This is a genomic window from Enterobacteriaceae bacterium Kacie_13 (assembly GCA_013457415.1).
Classification (GTDB): domain Bacteria; phylum Pseudomonadota; class Gammaproteobacteria; order Enterobacterales; family Enterobacteriaceae; genus Rahnella.
The window spans coordinates 4,357,343-4,375,598 of the sequence record CP045665.1; the positions used below are offsets into that span (position 1 = coordinate 4,357,343).

Annotated in this window: 18 protein-coding genes; 3 read left to right on the forward strand and 15 right to left on the reverse strand. The window is 55.4% G+C overall.

What is annotated here, in order from left to right:
* Positions 1 to 32 precede the first annotated feature (32 nt).
* The 7 genes from mdcE to bioH form a co-directional block, all read right to left on the reverse strand.
* Positions 33 to 848, reverse strand: a complete 816-nt coding sequence (mdcE, locus tag GE278_20025) for a biotin-independent malonate decarboxylase subunit gamma (protein QLK62895.1) — start codon at positions 846 to 848, stop codon at positions 33 to 35.
* Positions 845 to 1,687 carry a biotin-independent malonate decarboxylase subunit beta gene (locus tag GE278_20030; protein QLK62896.1) on the reverse strand — a complete coding sequence of 281 codons (843 nt, stop codon included), beginning with the start codon at positions 1,685 to 1,687 and terminating at the stop codon, positions 845 to 847. The genes mdcE and GE278_20030 overlap by 4 nt, the downstream gene beginning before the upstream one ends.
* Positions 1,677 to 1,979, reverse strand: coding sequence for a malonate decarboxylase subunit delta (locus GE278_20035; protein QLK62897.1), 303 nt, complete (start codon positions 1,977 to 1,979; stop codon positions 1,677 to 1,679). Before GE278_20035 ends, GE278_20030 begins: the two co-directional genes overlap by 11 nt.
* A 20-nt stretch (positions 1,980 to 1,999) precedes the next feature.
* Positions 2,000 to 2,875 (reverse strand): triphosphoribosyl-dephospho-CoA synthase, encoded by an 876-nt coding sequence (locus GE278_20040; GenBank protein QLK62898.1) that lies wholly within the window; start codon positions 2,873 to 2,875, stop codon positions 2,000 to 2,002.
* 5 nt (positions 2,876 to 2,880) lie between these two features.
* A complete protein-coding gene (gene mdcA, locus GE278_20045; protein QLK62899.1) occupies positions 2,881 to 4,542 on the reverse strand; it encodes a malonate decarboxylase subunit alpha in 1,662 nt (553 codons plus the stop codon).
* Positions 4,543 to 4,851: 309 nt separating this feature from the next.
* Positions 4,852 to 5,121: a DUF1471 domain-containing protein gene (locus tag GE278_20050; protein ID QLK62900.1), complete on the reverse strand. Its 270-nt coding sequence runs from the start codon at positions 5,119 to 5,121 to the stop codon at positions 4,852 to 4,854.
* A 230-nt stretch (positions 5,122 to 5,351) separates the two neighbouring features.
* Entirely contained in the window at positions 5,352 to 6,122 is a 771-nt protein-coding gene (gene bioH / locus GE278_20055) for a pimeloyl-ACP methyl ester esterase BioH (protein ID QLK62901.1), read from the reverse strand.
* 46 nt (positions 6,123 to 6,168) lie between these two features.
* On the opposite strand from bioH, the gene gntX reads away from it, so the two are divergent.
* Positions 6,169 to 6,852: a DNA utilization protein GntX gene (gntX, locus tag GE278_20060; protein ID QLK62902.1), complete on the forward strand. Its 684-nt coding sequence runs from the start codon at positions 6,169 to 6,171 to the stop codon at positions 6,850 to 6,852.
* A 103-nt stretch (positions 6,853 to 6,955) separates the two neighbouring features.
* Entirely contained in the window at positions 6,956 to 7,531 is a 576-nt protein-coding gene (gene nfuA / locus GE278_20065) for a Fe-S biogenesis protein NfuA (protein ID QLK62903.1), read from the forward strand.
* A 54-nt stretch (positions 7,532 to 7,585) separates the two neighbouring features.
* On the opposite strand, the gene malQ is transcribed toward nfuA, so the two are convergent.
* From malQ to ulaA, 8 genes are all read right to left on the reverse strand, one after another.
* A complete protein-coding gene (malQ, locus tag GE278_20070; protein ID QLK62904.1) occupies positions 7,586 to 9,661 on the reverse strand; it encodes a 4-alpha-glucanotransferase in 2,076 nt (691 codons plus the stop codon).
* An 8-nt stretch (positions 9,662 to 9,669) separates the two neighbouring features.
* Positions 9,670 to 12,084 (reverse strand): maltodextrin phosphorylase, encoded by a 2,415-nt coding sequence (gene malP / locus GE278_20075; GenBank protein QLK62905.1) that lies wholly within the window; start codon positions 12,082 to 12,084, stop codon positions 9,670 to 9,672.
* 153 nt (positions 12,085 to 12,237) lie between these two features.
* Positions 12,238 to 12,927: an L-ribulose-5-phosphate 4-epimerase gene (locus GE278_20080; GenBank protein QLK62906.1), complete on the reverse strand. Its 690-nt coding sequence runs from the start codon at positions 12,925 to 12,927 to the stop codon at positions 12,238 to 12,240.
* Complete coding sequence (locus tag GE278_20085; protein QLK62907.1) at positions 12,924 to 13,784, reverse strand: L-ribulose-5-phosphate 3-epimerase; 861 nt, start codon at positions 13,782 to 13,784, stop codon at positions 12,924 to 12,926. The genes GE278_20080 and GE278_20085 overlap by 4 nt, the downstream gene beginning before the upstream one ends.
* A 10-nt stretch (positions 13,785 to 13,794) precedes the next feature.
* The gene (locus GE278_20090) at positions 13,795 to 14,451 is read right to left on the reverse strand and encodes a 3-dehydro-L-gulonate-6-phosphate decarboxylase (GenBank protein ID QLK62908.1); all 657 of its coding nucleotides are present in this window, start codon (positions 14,449 to 14,451) and stop codon (positions 13,795 to 13,797) included.
* Positions 14,452 to 14,483: 32 nt separating this feature from the next.
* A complete protein-coding gene (gene ulaC, locus GE278_20095; GenBank protein ID QLK62909.1) occupies positions 14,484 to 14,951 on the reverse strand; it encodes a PTS ascorbate transporter subunit IIA in 468 nt (155 codons plus the stop codon).
* Positions 14,952 to 14,961: 10 nt separating this feature from the next.
* Entirely contained in the window at positions 14,962 to 15,270 is a 309-nt protein-coding gene (ulaB, locus tag GE278_20100; protein ID QLK62910.1) for a PTS ascorbate transporter subunit IIB, read from the reverse strand.
* 14 nt (positions 15,271 to 15,284) lie between these two features.
* Positions 15,285 to 16,688, reverse strand: coding sequence for a PTS ascorbate transporter subunit IIC (gene ulaA, locus GE278_20105; protein QLK62911.1), 1,404 nt, complete (start codon positions 16,686 to 16,688; stop codon positions 15,285 to 15,287).
* A 405-nt stretch (positions 16,689 to 17,093) separates the two neighbouring features.
* Between ulaA and ulaG the strand changes: the two genes are divergently transcribed.
* Entirely contained in the window at positions 17,094 to 18,158 is a 1,065-nt protein-coding gene (gene ulaG, locus GE278_20110) for an L-ascorbate 6-phosphate lactonase (GenBank protein ID QLK62912.1), read from the forward strand.
* Positions 18,159 to 18,256 lie beyond the last annotated feature (98 nt).

The window sequence follows — 18,256 nt, forward strand, 5'->3', positions numbered from 1 at the left end:
GTTACCGGTTGAGACTGAAAGTAGTTAACGAATTACCATTCCTGGCGCATCTGCTGGCGAACGCGCTGCGAACTGGCGCGGTTTTCGGCACCCAGACGATTGCTGAGGCTTACGCCTTCTTTGCGTGCGTCCTGAATGTTTTGCCAGACTGTGTTTTCGACACGTGCGATATCGTCAGGTGTTGCGCTGTCGGGGTCAGCAATGTCGAGCAGTTGCGACAACAGACCCAGCGTGGCGTAGTTTTCGATGTCATAGGCCATTGGCGGAATAGTCGCGGCCAGTTTTTCCAGTGCGTCCACCGAGCGTAAGGTGATACGTGCAGCGGATTCTTTGCCCATCGCGTGGATCATCACGCCGTTATTTTTGAACGCGATCAACTTGTTGGCCTGATAGCCGTGTGCCAGAAACGCCCCGGACATCGCCTTGCCGACAATCAGCCCGACCACCGGATGCCCGGCAAGACGCGCATTGGCGTAAGCGCCTGCGGCACCGGCCAGCGCCTGATGAATGCCGAACGCTTCTTCGCGACGGCCATATGCCTGACTCGGCACATCAATGACCGCCACGATGGCGCGTTTGGTGGCAGCGTGGGCATCGGCGGCAATCACATCGTTGACCACTTTCGCCAGCGTCCAGCCTTCCAGCAGACCGACCTCACCGCCTGCGGCGCGCGGATAATGGTTGTTTTTATCCGGCACGACGGCGATAAAACGCACGGCCTGATCGTTGATTTTGCCGTCCGCCGCTTTCACGGAAGGACACAAACCGGCCACCGGCGTAGCGTCTTTGGTCAGTTCAGCAAACCAGTAATCACCCCGGCTGACGGTCTTGCTATTAAAATTGCTCATGCGCGATCCTCCCGGTTAAACAAAGCTTCCGTCACGTCACGGCTGGCCTGCTGCGCGGTGTCAAAACCGGTCAGTTTTGGCAGGTAATAATCATAATTATCAGAACGGTGAGTCGCAGGGACACCTTTTTTGATGAAGGCCAGCACGTTGTCTTTTACCTCTGCGAGTGAATCTTTCACCAGCGCATCCACGAAGCCGCTGTGATAACGCACTTCGCCGCCGGTCATGCTCCAGATAAACGGACGGTCGCGGGAATCGTATTCATCGATACCGGCTTCCTGTTCGATCACCTGCGGGCCGTTCAGGCCGAGGCGTGCTTCACGGGTGACAATCAGATAGCTGCACAGCGCGGCGGCAATCGACATCCCGCCGAAGCAGCCGACGGTTCCGGCCACGACGCCAATCACCGGCGTATAGCGGCGTAAATCGACAATTGCAGCGTGAATGTCGGCGATTGCCGCCAGCCCCAGATTGGCTTCCTGCAAACGTACTCCGCCGGTTTCCAGCAGCAGAACTGCCTGCGTCGGGATACCGTTGCGGTTATCTTCCGCCGCCATTTCCAGCGCGGCGGCCATTTTGGCACCGGACACTTCGCCCATGCTGCCGCCCTGGAAACTGCCTTCAATCGCGATAACTACCGCAGACTGGCCGTTGATCTGGCCTTTGGCGACCACCATGCCGTCATCGGCCTGCGGGACGATACCCTGCGGTTCCAGCCACGGCGACATGATGCGGTCGAACGGCCCCAGCAGTTCGCGGAAAGTCCCGGCGTCCAGCAATTTGCGGGCGCGCTGGCGGGCATTTAGCTCGATAAAGCTCTGATCGGCATCAGTTTGCATGTTCAGCCTCCTCAAAGACCTGTTCGATACGCAGACGGGCAACCCCTGGTGTGGCGCCAAAATCATGGATGTCGAGGCGACCTGCCGGTAATTGACGCAGGCTGCTCAGACGGTCGAAAAAGTGCTGCCACAGGCTGTGGCTGCCATCGACGGAAGTGGTCACTGAAATTTTCAGCGCCTGCGTCGCGTGGGGTTCGTACAGCGCTTCTAAGTCACCGGAACCTACCACGCCCGCCTGGGCGTGAACTGCCAGCGGTTTGGCCGCCGGGTAATTAAATTCAAAACGTTCCATAACACCTCTTTTTACTGATGTTAGTTAATTCGTATCATGTCGGGTTCGCTGACGCGGTCCAGAAACAGGGTCGCAGCCAGTAAATCGGCGGCTCCTCCGGGCGAGACGTTATCCGCCAGCATCCGGCGTTCCAGACTCCGTAACTGCTGTCTGCCTGCATCGGTGCACAACCCACCGGCATCGAGCACGGCCTGTGCGCCCTGATGCATGGCATTCAGCGCCGGTAATCCGCCACGCGACAGCACGCAGGTATCGGAAAGTCGGGTCATCACCGCCAGTAAGGCATCGACCTGCGCTTCGCTTTCGCTGGCACCGCGGGAACGGCTGCGATGGAGCTGCGGCAGAGCGCAGTCGATAATGTGCGGGAATCCTCCCTGCGCCTCTTCGCGGGCGCCGTGCACCTGATAACGCTGCACGGCGTGCGAGCCTTTACTGAATTTTTTCGGGCTGAACACATCGGGCAACGCCGCGATTTTTGCGGCACGCTGTGCAATATCCTGCGGCAGCAGGCTTTCCGGCTGCATGGCAACGGCGCAGACCAGCAACCCCATCGCCCAGATAGCGCCCCGGTGCGTATTGACTCCACCGGTTTCCGCCATCATCTGCGCCTCACCTGCACGGCCTAAACGTCCGATGTCCTGACGCAGGGCGATATCCGCCGGGCGCTGCCAGCTGTGTAACGCCAGCGCATAAAACGTCGGGGTCAGGCTGCGCGCCGAGCGCACCATCAGATCCAGATTCAAATCCTGATGTGCGCCAGAACTCCGGCTGTCCACCAGCCCCGGTTTCGGGCTAAGCCGCGCTTCGTCGATCAGCGCCTGCGTCGCCGTGTGTGCCAGCCTTCCGGCCAGTTCTTCCGCTGTCAGCACAGCGCCAATCGTTAAAGTCTGCGGCATCGGAGTCACCAGCTACGGAATTTGGCGGGCGGGTTATACAAGCCGCCGGACCAGTCAACCAGATCACTCACGCTACCTGCCGCCAGTAAAGAACGGGTGGCGTCGGTGCGGCGAATGCCCATGTCTTCCGGGAAGACCACCAGTTCCTGACGACGCAGGTCGGCAACGCGTTTGGCGTCAACGCCCAGCCCGATGTCGGTGATCCCGGCCACTGCGGCCACCATCGCACGGCGTTCTTCCAGAGAGCGGGCGCGATACAAATAGGCGATGCCTTCTTCAGTCAGCACGTGGGTAACGTCGTCGCCATAAATCATTACCGGTGCCAGCGGCATACCGGATTCTTTACCCACATCGACCGCTTCGAGTTTTTCTACGAACGTCGGTTTGCCACCGGCCTGGAAAGTTTCCACCATCTGCACGACCAGTTTTTTACCGCGCGCCATCGGATCCGGCTCTTCAATCATATCGAGCCAGGCAGGCGTCGCATGGCGACGACCGTGCGGATCATGCCCCATATTTGGCGCACCGCCGAAACCGGCCAGACGCCCGCGGGTCACGGTGGAGGAGTTGGCGAGGCCATCAACCTGCAAAGTAGACCCGATGAACATGTCCACCGCGTACTGACCGGCCATCTGGCAGAACGCGCGGTTAGAACGCATTGAGCCGTCGGAACCGGTGAAGAACACGTCAGGACGGGCTCGGATGTACTCTTCCATCCCCAGTTCGCCGCCGAAGCAGTGAACGGTGTCCACCCAGCCGCTTTCGATGGCCGGGATCAGCGTCGGGTGCGGGTTCAGCGTCCAGTGTTTACAGATTTTGCCGCGCAGGCCGAGTTGTTCGCCGTAGGTCGGCAGCAGTAGTTCGATAGCCGCGGTGTTAAAGCCGATGCCGTGGTTCAGCGACTGCACGTTGTGTTTAGCGTAGATACCTTTGATAGCCATCATCGCCATCAGCACGTGAACCGGTTTAATCAGGCGCGGATCACGGGTAAACAGCGGTTCGATGAAGAACGGCTTATCGGCCACTACCACGAAATCAATCCAGTCACCCGGAATATCAACGCGCGGCAGGTCACAGTCGTCTTCAACCAGTTCGTTAACCTGCGCAATGACAATGCCGTTTTTAAAGGCAGCAGCTTCGACCAGTGCGGGCGTATCTTCGGTGCTGGCACCGGTGTAGAGATTGCCTTTACGGTCCGCTTTAAAACCGGCGATCAGCGCGATGTTTGGCACCAGATCGACGTACAGGCGGGAATAGAGTTCGATGTAAGTGTGAATAGCGCCGATTTCCATCTGACCGTCTTCCAGCAGCTGCGCGATGCGCAGGCTTTGCGGGCCGGAGAAGGCGAAATCGAGTTTGCGGGCAATGCCGCGTTCGAAGAGATCCAGATGTTCGGCACGGCTGACGCTCGGCATGATCATATGCAAATCATGCAGCTTTTCAGGGTTCACTTTGGCCAGCGAACGGGACAGGAAATCGGCTTGTTTCTGATTATTCCCTTCCATCACCACGCGGTCGCCGGAAGCAATCAGCGCTTCAAGAATAGGAATGATTTTATCGGTGGGTAACACTTTACCCTCGGCCACGGAACGGACACTGTCGATACGCCGTTGTTTTTCATTGCGGCGGGTGTCCCACGCTTTCGTGGTCTGCGGATGTTGCGGCATGCCAAACCTCCCTGGGTTGAGCTTGCTGAAGCCTTCCCGACGTGACGAAACAGAAAGAACGGGGGGAGGTTCAGGCAAGTGGCGGTTGCATCACATTTGACCTGTTTAGGTAACGGGTTAAGTGTAGGAATCTAAAGGGAGCCCATCAATTAAGTGCGCTGACACTTCGTTACTCTAAGAGTAACGATTAAAATTAACGTCGATAAATCAGCAGAATGGAGTATGCAGAAAGGGAGATGACGCACAAAACGCGTGGAAATAAAAAGGGATGCGCAGTGGCATCCCTCAGTCAGGTTCAGTTCAACAGCATTATTTGAAGACTTCTGCCGTTGCAGTGATTTTCTTTTTCTCTTGGGCTGCAATCACAACGTAATATTTTCCGCCTTTTTCATCAGCCAGTTTGGACAGCTCTTCTTTGGCATCCATTGGCGCGGTGTATTCATTGCTGGTGGTGACTACACCCAGGCTGGTGTAACCCTTCTCTTTGGCTTCTTCTTTGGAGATCATATCCGCCGCCATGGCGTTAATTGAGAATAACCCGGTCAGCATTGCCGCAACGATAATTTTATTAGTTTTCATGACATTACCTTTAAATTAGATGAATAGTTTTCAAAAAAGCCGTCAGGATATGAACGTAAAGTGTCGTTGCGCTGGCATGACCTTCATGGTTAAACACCAGTAAACTCCCCAGAGACGCAAACAGGCAGGCGTAACAACTTACGCTTGCCAGTCACTCCGTCATATCGGCTTAAGTATTGGTCACCTTGGGAAATTATCCAGAAATTTGAAAAAAATATTTACATTGCCTTTCATTCTGCAATCAGGAAGGACTCAACAATCGAACAGAAGGCGTCTGGATGCGAGACAAACGGCGCGTGTGAGGCCTTCGCCATGATTTCCGAACGTGAAAACGGCCAGAGTTGATCCAGCAACGGCACCACCTTACGCGGCACCAGACCGTCCAGCGCGCCATAAATTCGCAGCAACGGCACAGTCAGCGCGGTCATCGGCTGGCGAAGGTCAACGCTGCGCAAAATCTCCAGGCCACCGTTGAGCACATCCACATCAGGCATCGGCAAGCCGAGTACGATGGATTTCAGCAGACGCGCATCCTGCCGCGCGCTGTCGCTGCCCAGCGTTTGCAACGCCAGAAAACGCTCGACCGTGCGCTGGAAATCTTCACTCAGCTGGTGCTGGAACCCATGCAGCACTTCGGGGCGGATGCCCGGCCAGTCGTCCTCTGCAGCGAAACAAGGCGAGGAGGCGACGGTAATGAGTTTTTCCACCCGCTGCGGCGCTGTCAGCGCAATCTTACTGGCGACCAGTCCGCCTAAAGACCAGCCAAGCCAGGCGGATTTTTCAGGGGCAGCGGCCAGCACGGTTTCCGCCATTTGGTCGAGCGTCATCGCGCCAAATCCTTCACTGCGACCATAGCCCGGCAGGTCGATCAGATGCAGACAAAAATGCGGCGCAAGTCGCCCGGCGGTGTAACGCCACACTTGCGCGTTCAGCCCCCATCCGTGAAGCAGCACAAGATGGCGATCTCCCTCGCCGATTGTCTCCCGGTAAAGCGTGTTCATAGCGTATTGTCCATGTCTGTCTGAATGGCAAAAGGAACCCGCCACTATGCTAACAATTGCCAGCCGCTGTTGGCTATGCCAGTGTCCGCTGCATCTTGCAGTTCAGGGGATTTGCAGTCTGTGTTTAAAAAATCTGCCCGCTATACCTCCCTGCTGCCCGCGCTGCGGATTGCCGAGCGCCGCTGCACATCTGGAGTGTGGCCGTTGCCTGCAAAAACCGCCGCCGTGGGATGCGATGGTCTTCGCCAGCCCTTATGAAATGCCGGTCAGCGGGCTGGTGCTGCGCCTGAAATTCTCTAAACAGCCTGAGCTGGATACCGCCCTCGCCCGCCTGCTTTTACTGCGCTGGCAGGCACGCCGGCGCGAAAGTGCGTTGCCAAGGCCGGATGTTGTCCTCAGCGTTCCGCTGCACCAAAAGCGCTATTTCTCACGCGGCTATAATCAAAGTGAACTGCTCGCCCGCCCTCTGGCGCACTGGTTGCACTGCGATTTTCGGCCCTATGCCATCAGCCGCGACCGGCGTACGCCGCCGCAGCAAAGCCTGACCGAGCGGGAAAGAAAGTGGAATTTGCGCAAAGCGTTTACTTGTCATGAAAATCTGCACAATAAGCACGTGATGTTGATTGACGATGTAGTCACCACCGGCAGCACGGTGCGGGAAATCAGTAAAATCCTGCGTAAACAGGGAGTTGCTTCGCTGCAAATCGGCTGTATTTGCCGGACGCTGTAAGCATGAGCACGTGCTGCTAACACTGCGGCAACACGAGGGATGACGGGTAAATGCAAAGGGCGTATTATAACCAACTGGAATAGTCAACTATTGAGCTAATGTTATGATCCTTGTTACCGATGCTGCCCAAGAGCACTTTGCCAAACTGCTGGCAAACCAGGAAGAAGGCACCCAAATCCGCGTATTCGTGATCAATCCGGGTACGCCAACCGCAGAGTGCGGTGTCTCCTATTGCCCACCCGACGCGGTTGAAGCGACGGATACCGAACTGAAGTTCGAGAAGCTGTCTGCTTTCGTCGATGAGCTCAGCGCACCTTATCTGCAAGATGCGGTGATCGATTTCGTGACCGACCAGCTCGGTTCTCAGCTGACGCTGAAAGCGCCAAACGCCAAAATGCGTAAAGTGTCTGACGATGCGCCGCTGATGGAACGTGTTGAATACCAGCTGCAATCGCAGATTAACCCGCAGTTAGCCAGCCACGGCGGCCGTGTTTCCCTGATGGAAATCACTGACGACGGCATCGCAATCCTGCAATTCGGCGGCGGCTGTAACGGCTGTTCCATGATTGATGTCACCCTGAAAGACGGCATCGAGAAAGAACTGCTGCAAAACTTCCCTGAGCTGAAAGGCGTTCGCGATCTGACCGAACACCAGCGCGGCGAGCACTCCTTCTACTGATTAACCGTTGATCGGCCAGAATGCAAAAAGCACCCTGTGAACCGGGTGCTTTTTTTATGCCTGCCTGCGCAGGTTCACCTCCGCCAGCAGCGCTTCAATGTGCTCGTCGGCAAACATCTCTTCGAGCGTATGTGTGAGTTTACGCCGCCAGTTAGGGTATTCCGTATTGGTGCCGGGAACGTTGACCGGCGTCGCCATGTCCAGCCAGTCTTCCGGTTGCAGACCGAGCAGTGCGCTGGCGCTGTCTGCCAGATAACACTGCAAACCCCAGTTCAGCTCCGGCGTCATCGGCATGTTTTCGGCATTGCGCGATGTCCCTTTCGGCACACAGTGTTGCAGATGCAGCGCGTTCAGCAGCCCCTGTTTACTGCGCTCACGCTCGCCGCGCAACTTCTCCAATACCTGCGGATCCGGATACACGCCCAGCGACTCACCGAGGGTTAAATCACCGCCCTCCCAGTATCCGCGCAGCGTCGGTAAATCATGCGTAGTAACCGTGGCCATCGCCTGCGCCACGTAATCCTGCGGCGGGCGACAGGTAAAGGTTTTGTCGTGCTCGAAATACAACACTTTGTAGGAATAAACGCCGCTGTCGCGCAGGCTGGCGACAATCTCTTTTGGCACGGTGCCAAGATCTTCGCCAATCACCATGCACCGGTGTCGCTGACTCTCCAGCGCCAGCACGCCGAGCAGATCTTCCAGCGGGTAACGCACGTACGCGCCCTTGTCCGCTTCCTGATCGGCCGGTATCCACCAGAGCCGCAGCAACCCCATCACGTGATCGATACGCAGCGCGCCGCATTCCGCCATATTCGCGCGCAGCAAATCGATAAACGGCTGATAGGCACGGGCTTTCATTTCATGCGGATCGATGGGCGGCAGCCCCCAGTTTTGCCCCTGCGGGCCGAGGATGTCCGGCGGTGCGCCGATGGTGGCGTTCAGACAATATAAAGCCGGATCCGACCAGGTTTCTGCCCCGCCCTCGGCGACACCGACCGCTAAATCCCGATATAAACCGATGGGCATCTCCAGTTCCAGGCTGCGCTGATAACATGCCGAAAACTGCGTATGCGCCAGCCATTGCTGCCACATGTAGAACTCAATTTCATTGGCGTAACGCTCGCTGAATTCAGCCACGCCTGCGCCTTTCGCATCACGGTACGCATCTGGCCAGACCGGCCAGCCCCACTGGCCTAAATCCAGCTCCCGCAAGTGGGTATGCAGCGCGTCGAATAGCGCTTGCTGGCGTAAACTGTCGCCGCCGTTTTGCACAAAGCGCCGAAAATCACGCTTACGCTGACTGGCCTCTGGCAACTCACCAAACAGCGGCCATACCAGTTTCAGCGCGGCAGATTTGAGCTTCATCACCAGCGGATAATCGACATACTCCGTGCTGCGCGCCTGCAACAACGCCTCATGCGTTTCGACAGAGTGCCACCAGCTTTGCGCCAAATCGCTCACAGCAAACTCTTCCACGGCATTTACGTCGATATACGTCAGATTCAGCCAGCGACGGGACGACGGGCTGTACGGACTGGCGCTTAGCGGATTCGCCGGATAAAGCGCATGAATGGGATTAAGCCCGACAAACGCACCGCCGCGTTTTCCGACTTCTTCGACCATTTTTTTAAGATCACCAAAATCACCGACGCCCCAGTTATTCTCCGAACGCAGCGTATACAGCTGAAGGGTCGCGCCCCACAGTTTTTTACCTTTGCGCAATGCCTGCGGCTCGAAACAGCGCGGCGGCACCACGATAATCCGGCACTGCCAGACCTGACGATTTTGCGACAGGGTCAGCTGGTGATAACCCGTTGGCAGATCGACACGGAAATCCAGTACGTCGCCGCTGTGAATTTCCCCCTGCGTCTGGTCGCCGTTTTCCAGCGTCAGCTGCCACGAAAAAATGCCGCTGCCTTCTGGCGTTAGCAGCATTTCTTTTCCCGCGGTAAATACTTTCACCGGCGGAACCGGCGTGATGTCTTCGACGTCCTGCGGGTCGCGTCCCATCGCTGCCAGCAGCGCAATGCGGGTGTCATCAGAGATCGTTTCGACGTCATCGGCCATGTTAATAAAGCTGTCTAAAATCCCCGCCCGTCGGGCGGCTTCAACAAGTTGCTTATCCTCCATGTCGGCTCCTAACGTTTGGCCTGCCAGATGCGCTGCTGGTAATCGCGGATGGAACGGTCAGCACTGAACATTCCGACGCGTGCGGTATTGAGCAACGCGCGGCGCGTCCATTCATCAGCGTTGCGATATAGCGCATCGACCTTTTGTTGTGCTTCGCAGTACCCGGCGAAATCGGCCAGTACCAGATATGGATCACCGCCGTCGAGCAGGCTGTTGAGCATCAGATCGAAGGCTTTTTTGTCACCGTTAGCGTAAAAACCGCTGGCCAGTTCATCGAGGATCGCTTTCAGGTGTTTATCTTTTTTCACCACCGCTTTAGGTTTGTAGCCTTTTTTCAGCTGCGCTTTAACTTCATCCACCGTCAGGCCAAAGATGAAGATATTGTCCTCACCCACCTGCTCGGCGATCTCGACGTTCGCACCGTCCAGCGTGCCGACGGTCAGCGCGCCATTCAGCGCCAGTTTCATATTGCCGGTACCGGAGGCTTCTTTACCCGCCGTCGAAATCTGCTCGGACACGTCCGCCGCCGGGATCATCAGTTCGGCCACCGATACGCAATAATCTGGAATAAACACCACTTTGATACGATCCGCGACGATCGGATCGTTGTTGATCTTCTCCGCGACCTGATTGATCGCATAAATAATATTTTTAGCGAGGTAATAACCGGGCGCGGCTTTGGCACCGAACAGGAAAACGCGCGGCACGATATCCAGTTTCGGGTTATCGCGGATCTGGCGGTACAGTGAAAGGATGTGCAGCAGGTTGAGATGCTGACGTTTGTACTCATGAAGGCGTTTGATTTGCACATCGAAAATCGCATCCGGATTGAGCCGGATACCCATGCGATGCCAGACATATTCCGCCAGACGCACTTTGTTGTCGTGCTTGATTTTTCGGTACTGTTTGCAGAATTTTTTGTCTTTAACGCCGCTTTCCAGCTCTTTCAGCAGATCTAAATTCGTTACCCAGGTATCGGTTTTCAGGCGGTCATCAATCAGTGATGACAGCGCAGGGTTACACTGCTTCAGCCAGCGGCGCGGGGTGATACCGTTGGTGACGTTGTGGAATTTTTCCGGCCAAAGCTGGTGATATTCCGGGAAGAGATCTTTGACCACCAGATCCGAATGCAGCGCCGCAACGCCGTTCACCGCAAAACCGGCAACAACGCACAAATTCGCCATGCGCACCTGTTTGTCGTGATGCACCGCCAGCTTCGCCCACACCGCCTCATCGCCCGGCCACTCTTTGCTGACCAGTTTCTTAAAGTTGGCGTTAATTTGCTTGATGATCTGGAAATGGCGCGGCAACAGGCTGCGCACCAGACTTTCATCCCAGGTTTCCAGCGCTTCAGGCATTAAGGTGTGGTTGGTATAAGCAAAGGTGCGGCTGGTGATGTGCCACGCGTCGTTCCAGCTCATCTGATGTTCGTCGATCAGCACGCGTAACATTTCAGGAATGGCGATAGTCGGGTGGGTATCGTTGAGCTGGATAACTTCGTAATCCGGCAGCTCGCTGATTTTGCGGCCAAGAAAATGATGACGCCGCAGGATATCGGCCACCGAGCAGGCACACTGGAAATACTGTTGCATCAGGCGCAGGCGTTTACCGGCCTGATGGTTATCATTTGGATAAAGCACTTTGGTGAGTTTGGCGGCGTCAATGCCCTGTTGTTCCGCTTTCAGGAACTCGCCGTCATTAAACTTATCGAGATCAAAAGGATGTGGATGGGTGGCTTCCCACAGTCGCAGCGGCTGGGTAACGCCGTTGCGATAACCCATTACCGGCAGATCCCAGGCTTCGCCACGCAGGGTAAACTCCGGTTCCCAACGCGGAACGCCCTGCTCATTTTTGACGATTTTACCGCCGATACCGACGCTCACCGCCAGCGAGCTGTTATGGCGAAACCACGGATAGTCGTTGCGGTGCCAGTCGTCCGGCGACTCTTTTTGTTTGCCGTCGACAAACCGCTGACGGAACAGGCCGTACTGATAATTCAGGCCATAGCCGATGCCCGGTTGCCCGACCGACGCCATTGCATCGAGATAACAGGCTGCCAGCCGTCCGAGCCCGCCATTGCCGAGCGCAGGGTCGATTTCTTCTTCCAGCAGGTCAGTCAGATTGATATCAAACTGTTCCAGCGCGCTGGCGATTTTCTCATACCAGCCAAGGTTGATCAGGTTATTGCCGGTCAGCCTCCCGACCAGGAACTCCATCGAAATGTAGTTAACGTGGCGGGTGACGTTTTTGCTTTTACGGGTGACGGTATCGTTTTGCGGCGGCAGCTGTTCGGCAACCGCGGCACTGACCGCATGCCACCACTGATGCCGGGTCATGTCCTTCGCACTGGTGAGTCCGAACGCTTGCCACTGGCGGGTTAACGCCGCCAAAAAAACATCCTGCTTGAGCGTGAGCTTCGACATAGGGCAGTCTCTTTTCTGTCAGAGGGGACGGAATATTTCCGTGAGAAAAAGCCTGATTGCGGTAAAAAGTGTGATCCCAATACACTTATGTATAAACCCTATGTCGAAAAAATGCTCACTGTCGTTTGTTTCTAAACCTGTTTTACGTATTTTTTATTTCTGCCCGTAATACGCATCCGGCCCATGTTTTCGGCTGAAATGTTTGTGCAGCAGATAATCGTCCATCGGCGGTTGCGCGCGTTGCAGAGTGCCGGTGATCCACGCCATTTTCGCGACTTCTTCCAGCACGACGGCGTTGTGAACCGCCTGCTCCGGCGTCGTTCCCCAGCAAAACGGGCCGTGCTGCGCCACCAGAATCCCCGGCATGTGCAGCGGCTGAATACCTGCCAGCGTTTCGGCGATCACTTTGCCGGTTTCCAGTTCGTACTGCCCGGCGACTTCTTCGCGCGTTAATGCCCGCGTACAAGGGATCGCACCGGCAAAATAATCCGCGTGCGTGGTGCCAAGCGCCGGAATGGCGACGCCCGCCTGCGCCCATGACGTCGCATGGGTGGAATGGGTATGAACGATGCCGCCGAGTTCAGGGAAGCGGGCGTACAGTTCCAGATGCGTTGCGGTGTCGGAAGAAGGTTTGTAATGCCCTTCGACCACCTCTCCTTGCAGGTTCACCACCACCATGTCGCTGGCGTGCATTTTTTCGTATTCCACGCCGCTCGGTTTGATCACCATCAGGCCGCGCTGGCGATCGATGCCGCTGACGTTGCCCCAGGTGAAAGTCACCAGACCGAACGCCGGCAGCGCCATATTGGCCTCAAACACCCGCTGCTTCAGTGACTCCGTCATGCTATTTCCTTCATGTTAAGCCCGGCTTTCTGCATTTTATCCACCACCCAGGCACGCGCGTTGCGCACTTCCTGCATCGGGTCGGCGGCGGTTTCGCTCCACATTTCGATAAGGTATGGCCCGCGATAGCCGCTTTTTTGCAGCGTTTCAAAGCAGCGTTCGAATTCCACCACGCCGCTGCCAAAGGGAACGTTTTTAAACACGCCGGGCTGCGTATCTTTGATATGCACGGCGACGATGTGCCCCGCACCGCTCGCCAGCTCCATCTGCACGTCGTTATCCCACGCGGACAAATTGCCAATATCCGGATAAAGCTGGAACCACGGATTGTTCAGGTAATGGGTATAACCGAGCGCCTTGCTGATCGAATTCATCAGCGGATAGTCCATGATTTCCATCGCCAGTGTGACCTGTGCGCGGCTGGCCATTTCGACCGATTCCTGCAAACCTGCGCGAAAGCGTTCGCGGGTGTGATCGTTAGCCTGCTGGTAATACACGTCATAACCGGCCAGCTGGATCACGCGGATACCCAAATCCTGCGCCAGCACGATGGCTTTACGCATGATTTCCAGCCCCTGATTGCGGGTTTCATCATCCTCAGAGCCGAGCGGAAAACGACGATGCGCGCTCAGGCACATCGACGGAATGCGGATACCGGTGCGCGAAATCGCATCGACCACCAGCAGACGCTGCTCGCGTGACCAGTCAAGCCGCGCCAGCCGGTGATCGGTTTCATCCACCGACATTTCAACGAAATCGAAGCCCAGCTCTTTCGCCAGCGTCAGGCGCATCAGCCAGTCTTCGCCCGCTGGCAGGGCTTTTTCATAGATACCCAGTGGAACGGCTTTGTGCATCATGCGAGATTCCTTAGCCCCAGAGCTGGCTGATGGATTTTTTGAACTGACGCGCCGCACCAACCGGATCTTTGGCATCGCGGATGCTGCGACCGGCGATAAAGACGTGGATCGGAATGCCTTTAAACAGCGGCAAATCTTCCAGCGCCAGCCCGCCGGTGACGGTGACCTTAAAGCCCATGTCGGACAGACGTTTGATGGCAGTAATATCGGCTTCGCTCCACGCCACACCTGCAGCCTGTGCGTCACGGCTGCGGTGATACACCACTTGCCCGATGCCTGCTTCGCGCCATTCCTGCGCCTGTTCCCACGTCCAGTAACCGGTCAGCTCAATCTGCACGTCACCGTTAAACTCTTCCGCTACCTCCAGTGCGCCTTTGGTGGTGTTGATATCAGCGCAGCAAATCACCGTCACCCAGTCGGCATTAGCTTCAAAACACATGCGCGAAAGAATTTTTCCGGCATCGGCGATTTTAGCGTCGGCCAGCACGATTTTTTCCGGATACAGCGCTTTCAAATCACGTACCGCACGCACGCCTTCGGCGACGCACAAAATAGTGCCGACTTCGATGATGTCCACTTCGTGAGCAATCAAACGCGTAGTTTTGTAGGCGTCGTCCATCGACTGGTTATCTAATGCCACCTGCAACATCGGTAATGAATGAGACATATTGAATTCCTTCTCTGAGAGCGTAATGGAAATTAGTGCGCCGCGGCGGACGTCTGGTCGATCAAATCCAGCACCTGCTGCGCTGTAGTACAGGCACGCAGGCGATCGAAATTGGCCTCATCCTCAAACAAATCCACCACCTGCATGATGCCGATTTCCTGATGCGCATTGGCATCCACGGCAGCCAGCGTGATGAGAATGTCCACCGGATCGTTATCTTCATGGTTGAACACCAGCGGTTTTTTCAGCGTCACCAGCGCGAAACCTGTTTTGAGCACGCCCTCTTCCGGACGGCCATGCGGCATTGCCAGACCAGGCGCTATCACAAAGTACGGCCCGAAACGTTCGACGCCGTCCAGAATCGCCTGGTAATAGCGCGGCTCCACCACACCCGCTTTCACCAGCATATCGACGCCAATTTTTACCGCGTCCTGCCAGGTTTCTGCTTCTGCATTCAGGCAAATTGAATCGTTCTGAGCCAGCGAATCTCGCAGTTTCATCTTTCGCTCCCTACTTTTTCAGCGAGGTGGGGAAGTGCGCGTTAATCACTTCCATCACTTTCGGCCCGAAGTCCGCCGCCGAGAGCATGTTGCGGACGCCAACGACGTATTTGTTACCGCTGACCGTAATCTCATCCGCAACGTGCGTAGAGGCGACAATAATGTCCGCACCGCCCAGCTCTGATTTGTACTCGCCCACCGCGCAGCTGTTCATGGTGTGATCCACACCTTCCTGCGTCAGGAACTGGCCGATTTTCATCTTCATGATCATCGAACTGCCTTGCCCGCAACCGCATACCGCCAGAATTCGTACTGTCATGGGAACCTCGTTGATTAGTGAGAAGTGGATTGGTTAAGCGCTTGTTTTTCAGCGTCTTCTTCGGCGCGCAAAGTACGGCCCGCGAAGAACATGTACATCAATGCAATCACCGCAATGACACCCATAAAGGCCATGCCGAGGCTGAAGAAGCCCTGCATCATTGGCGGTGCGAGGATCGACCAGTCGGCCATCCCCATCCACGCACTGAGGCCGGTGAGTTTGATGGCCCAGACGCAGCCGAAGATTTCGATCATCCCCATTACCAGACAGATTTTCAGCGCGGCGCGCCATCCGCCGAAGTGGTTGGCAAACACGCCGATAGTGGCGTTGGAGAAGAACATCGGGATAAAGCCGGGGATGATCATGATGGAAGAACCGAGGCCGAACAGAATAGCCACGGCAATCAGCTGGCCGATAGTGCCCCACATAAAGCCCCAGACCACGGCGTTCGGCGCAAAGCTGTAAATCGCTGCGCAGTCGATCGCCAGAACGGCACCAGGAATTAAACGTTGGGATATGCCGTTAAAGGCCTCAGTCAGTTCGGCGACAAACATGCGTACGCCCTGAATGATGATGAAAATCGCCACCGCAAACATCAGACCGGTTTGCAGGATGTATATCGTCCAGTGGGTTTTACCGGCCATTTGTTGCAGCGTATCCAGGCCAAACGAGCAGAGAATGATGCCGAAGAACACGGTCATGACGATGGCGGTGGAAACGATATTATCGTGGAAAATATTGAGCCAGCCCGGCAGTTTCAGGTCTTCGACGCTGTCTTCTTTCTTACCGAGATATGGCGCGATTTTATAGGCAATCCATGACGCAAACTGCTGCTGGTGGCCGATGGAAAAACCGCTGTTTTCGGTCACGGACTGCGTCGGTTTGTACATCATATTGGACGTAATGCCCCAGTACAGCGAAACCAGGATCGCCGTGCACCAGATCGTCGTCCACATCGGGTAACCCATGATAAAGAAGAAGACCGCAATCAGCCCGGCCTGCTGGAACATGATGTGGCCGGTGAGCATGATGGTGCGGATGCCGGTGATACGGCGGAAAACCACCATCAGAATGTTCAGACCGAGGGCGATCAGCACCGCGTAACCGACCCAGCTATAGGCATCGCCCATACGTTCAACCGTCGCCATCATGGAGGCGTAGGTGTCCGAAATCGCACCGTTGATGCCGTAGACTTCTGACAGCTTGGCTACCACAGGTTTAAACGTGCCGGTCAGAATGCCGGACCCGGCCTGCAATAACATAAAGCCGATAATGGTTTTGATGGTGCCTTTGATAATTACCGTCGCGCTCTTTCTGAGCAGGATGTAACCGAGCATGGTCACAATACCCAACAGCAGCGGCGCATTGGTCATTACCTGATTAAAAAATACGGTAAAGAGGGTGTAGAGCATTTCCATAAAACTCTCCGTCTGACCTTGTTTGATCTTTTTGGCGCTAACGTTGCGCCAAAAAGTGAGGGACAGATGCACCCTAATGCTCACATTGAATCAGGTAAAGATTCGAAATGATTATTTGTGAGCAGTCTCGCAAGTTATCGTCATCAGGGAAACTTTCACCAAGTCACATGAATCATTATTTTTATATATATTTCAATTCATTAAATATAACCCTCTGCTATTAAAACGATCGCATCCTTCGATTTCCCGTCAGGATCCCACGTCAACCCCCTCACAAAACCCTCTGGAAAAGTCATTGTCATGACGATATTTCGGTGATAACTTTCGCATGAACAAATCACATCAAGTCACCAAATGATTAAATGTGACGACTTATTCACACTGTTATGACGATGAGGGAACACCATGAGCAAAGTAGAAACGATCAGCCGCGAGTCCTGGATCCTGAGTACTTTCCCGGAATGGGGCACTTGGCTGAATGAAGAAATCGAGCAGGAAAAAGTCGCGCCGGGCACTTTTGCCATGTGGTGGCTGGGCTGTACAGGAATCTGGCTGAAGTCAGAAGGCGGCGCGAACATTTGCGTCGATTTGTGGTGCGGCGTCGGTAAGCAAAATCACAGCAGTCCGCTGATGAAAACCGGGCATCAGATGCAACGCATGGCAGGCGTGAAGAAGCTGCAGCCCAATCTGCGCACCACACCGTTCGTGCTCGATCCCTTTGCGATCCGCGAGATCGACGCCGTGTTATCCACGCACGATCATAACGATCACATTGACGTAAACGTCGCGGCAGCCGTCATGCAAAACTGCGCCTCCGACGTGCCATTCATCGGCCCGCAAACCTGCGTGGATCTGTGGATGAGCTGGGGCGTGCCCGCTGAACGCTGCATCGTGATGACGCCGGGCAAAGTCGTACGCATCAAAGATGTGGAAATTCACGCGCTGGATTCCTTCGACCGCACGGTGCTCATCACGCTGCCCGCCGACCAGAAAGCGGCTGGCGTTCTGCCAGACATGATGGACCAACGCGCGGTGAACTACCTGTTCAAAACGCCGGGCGGAAACCTGTATCACAGTGGCGATTCGCACTATTCCAACTATTACGCCAAACACGGTAACGAGTATCAGATAGACGTGGCGCTCGGCTCCTACGGTGAGAATCCCCGCGGTGTGACCGATAAAATGACCAGCGTCGATATGTTGCGCATGGCGGAATCGCTGAACACCAAAGTGGTGATCCCGTTCCATCACGATATCTGGTCGAATTTTCAGGCCGATCCGCAGGAAATACGCGTACTGTGGGAGATGAAAAAAGACCGGCTGAAATATGGTTTCAAGCCGTTTATCTGGCAGGTCGGAGGCAAATTCACTTACCCGAATGACAAAGACAATTTCGAATATCACTATCCGCGTGGATTCGAGGACTGCTTCACGACAGACACCGATTTACCGTTTAAATCATTCCTTTAAAACGTGTTAAGAAGAGGCGGAGACGATTTACTCCGCCTCATTATAAACAATGTAATTGCCATTACTGCTCGTTTATAATCACGCGGTAATCATTCTGA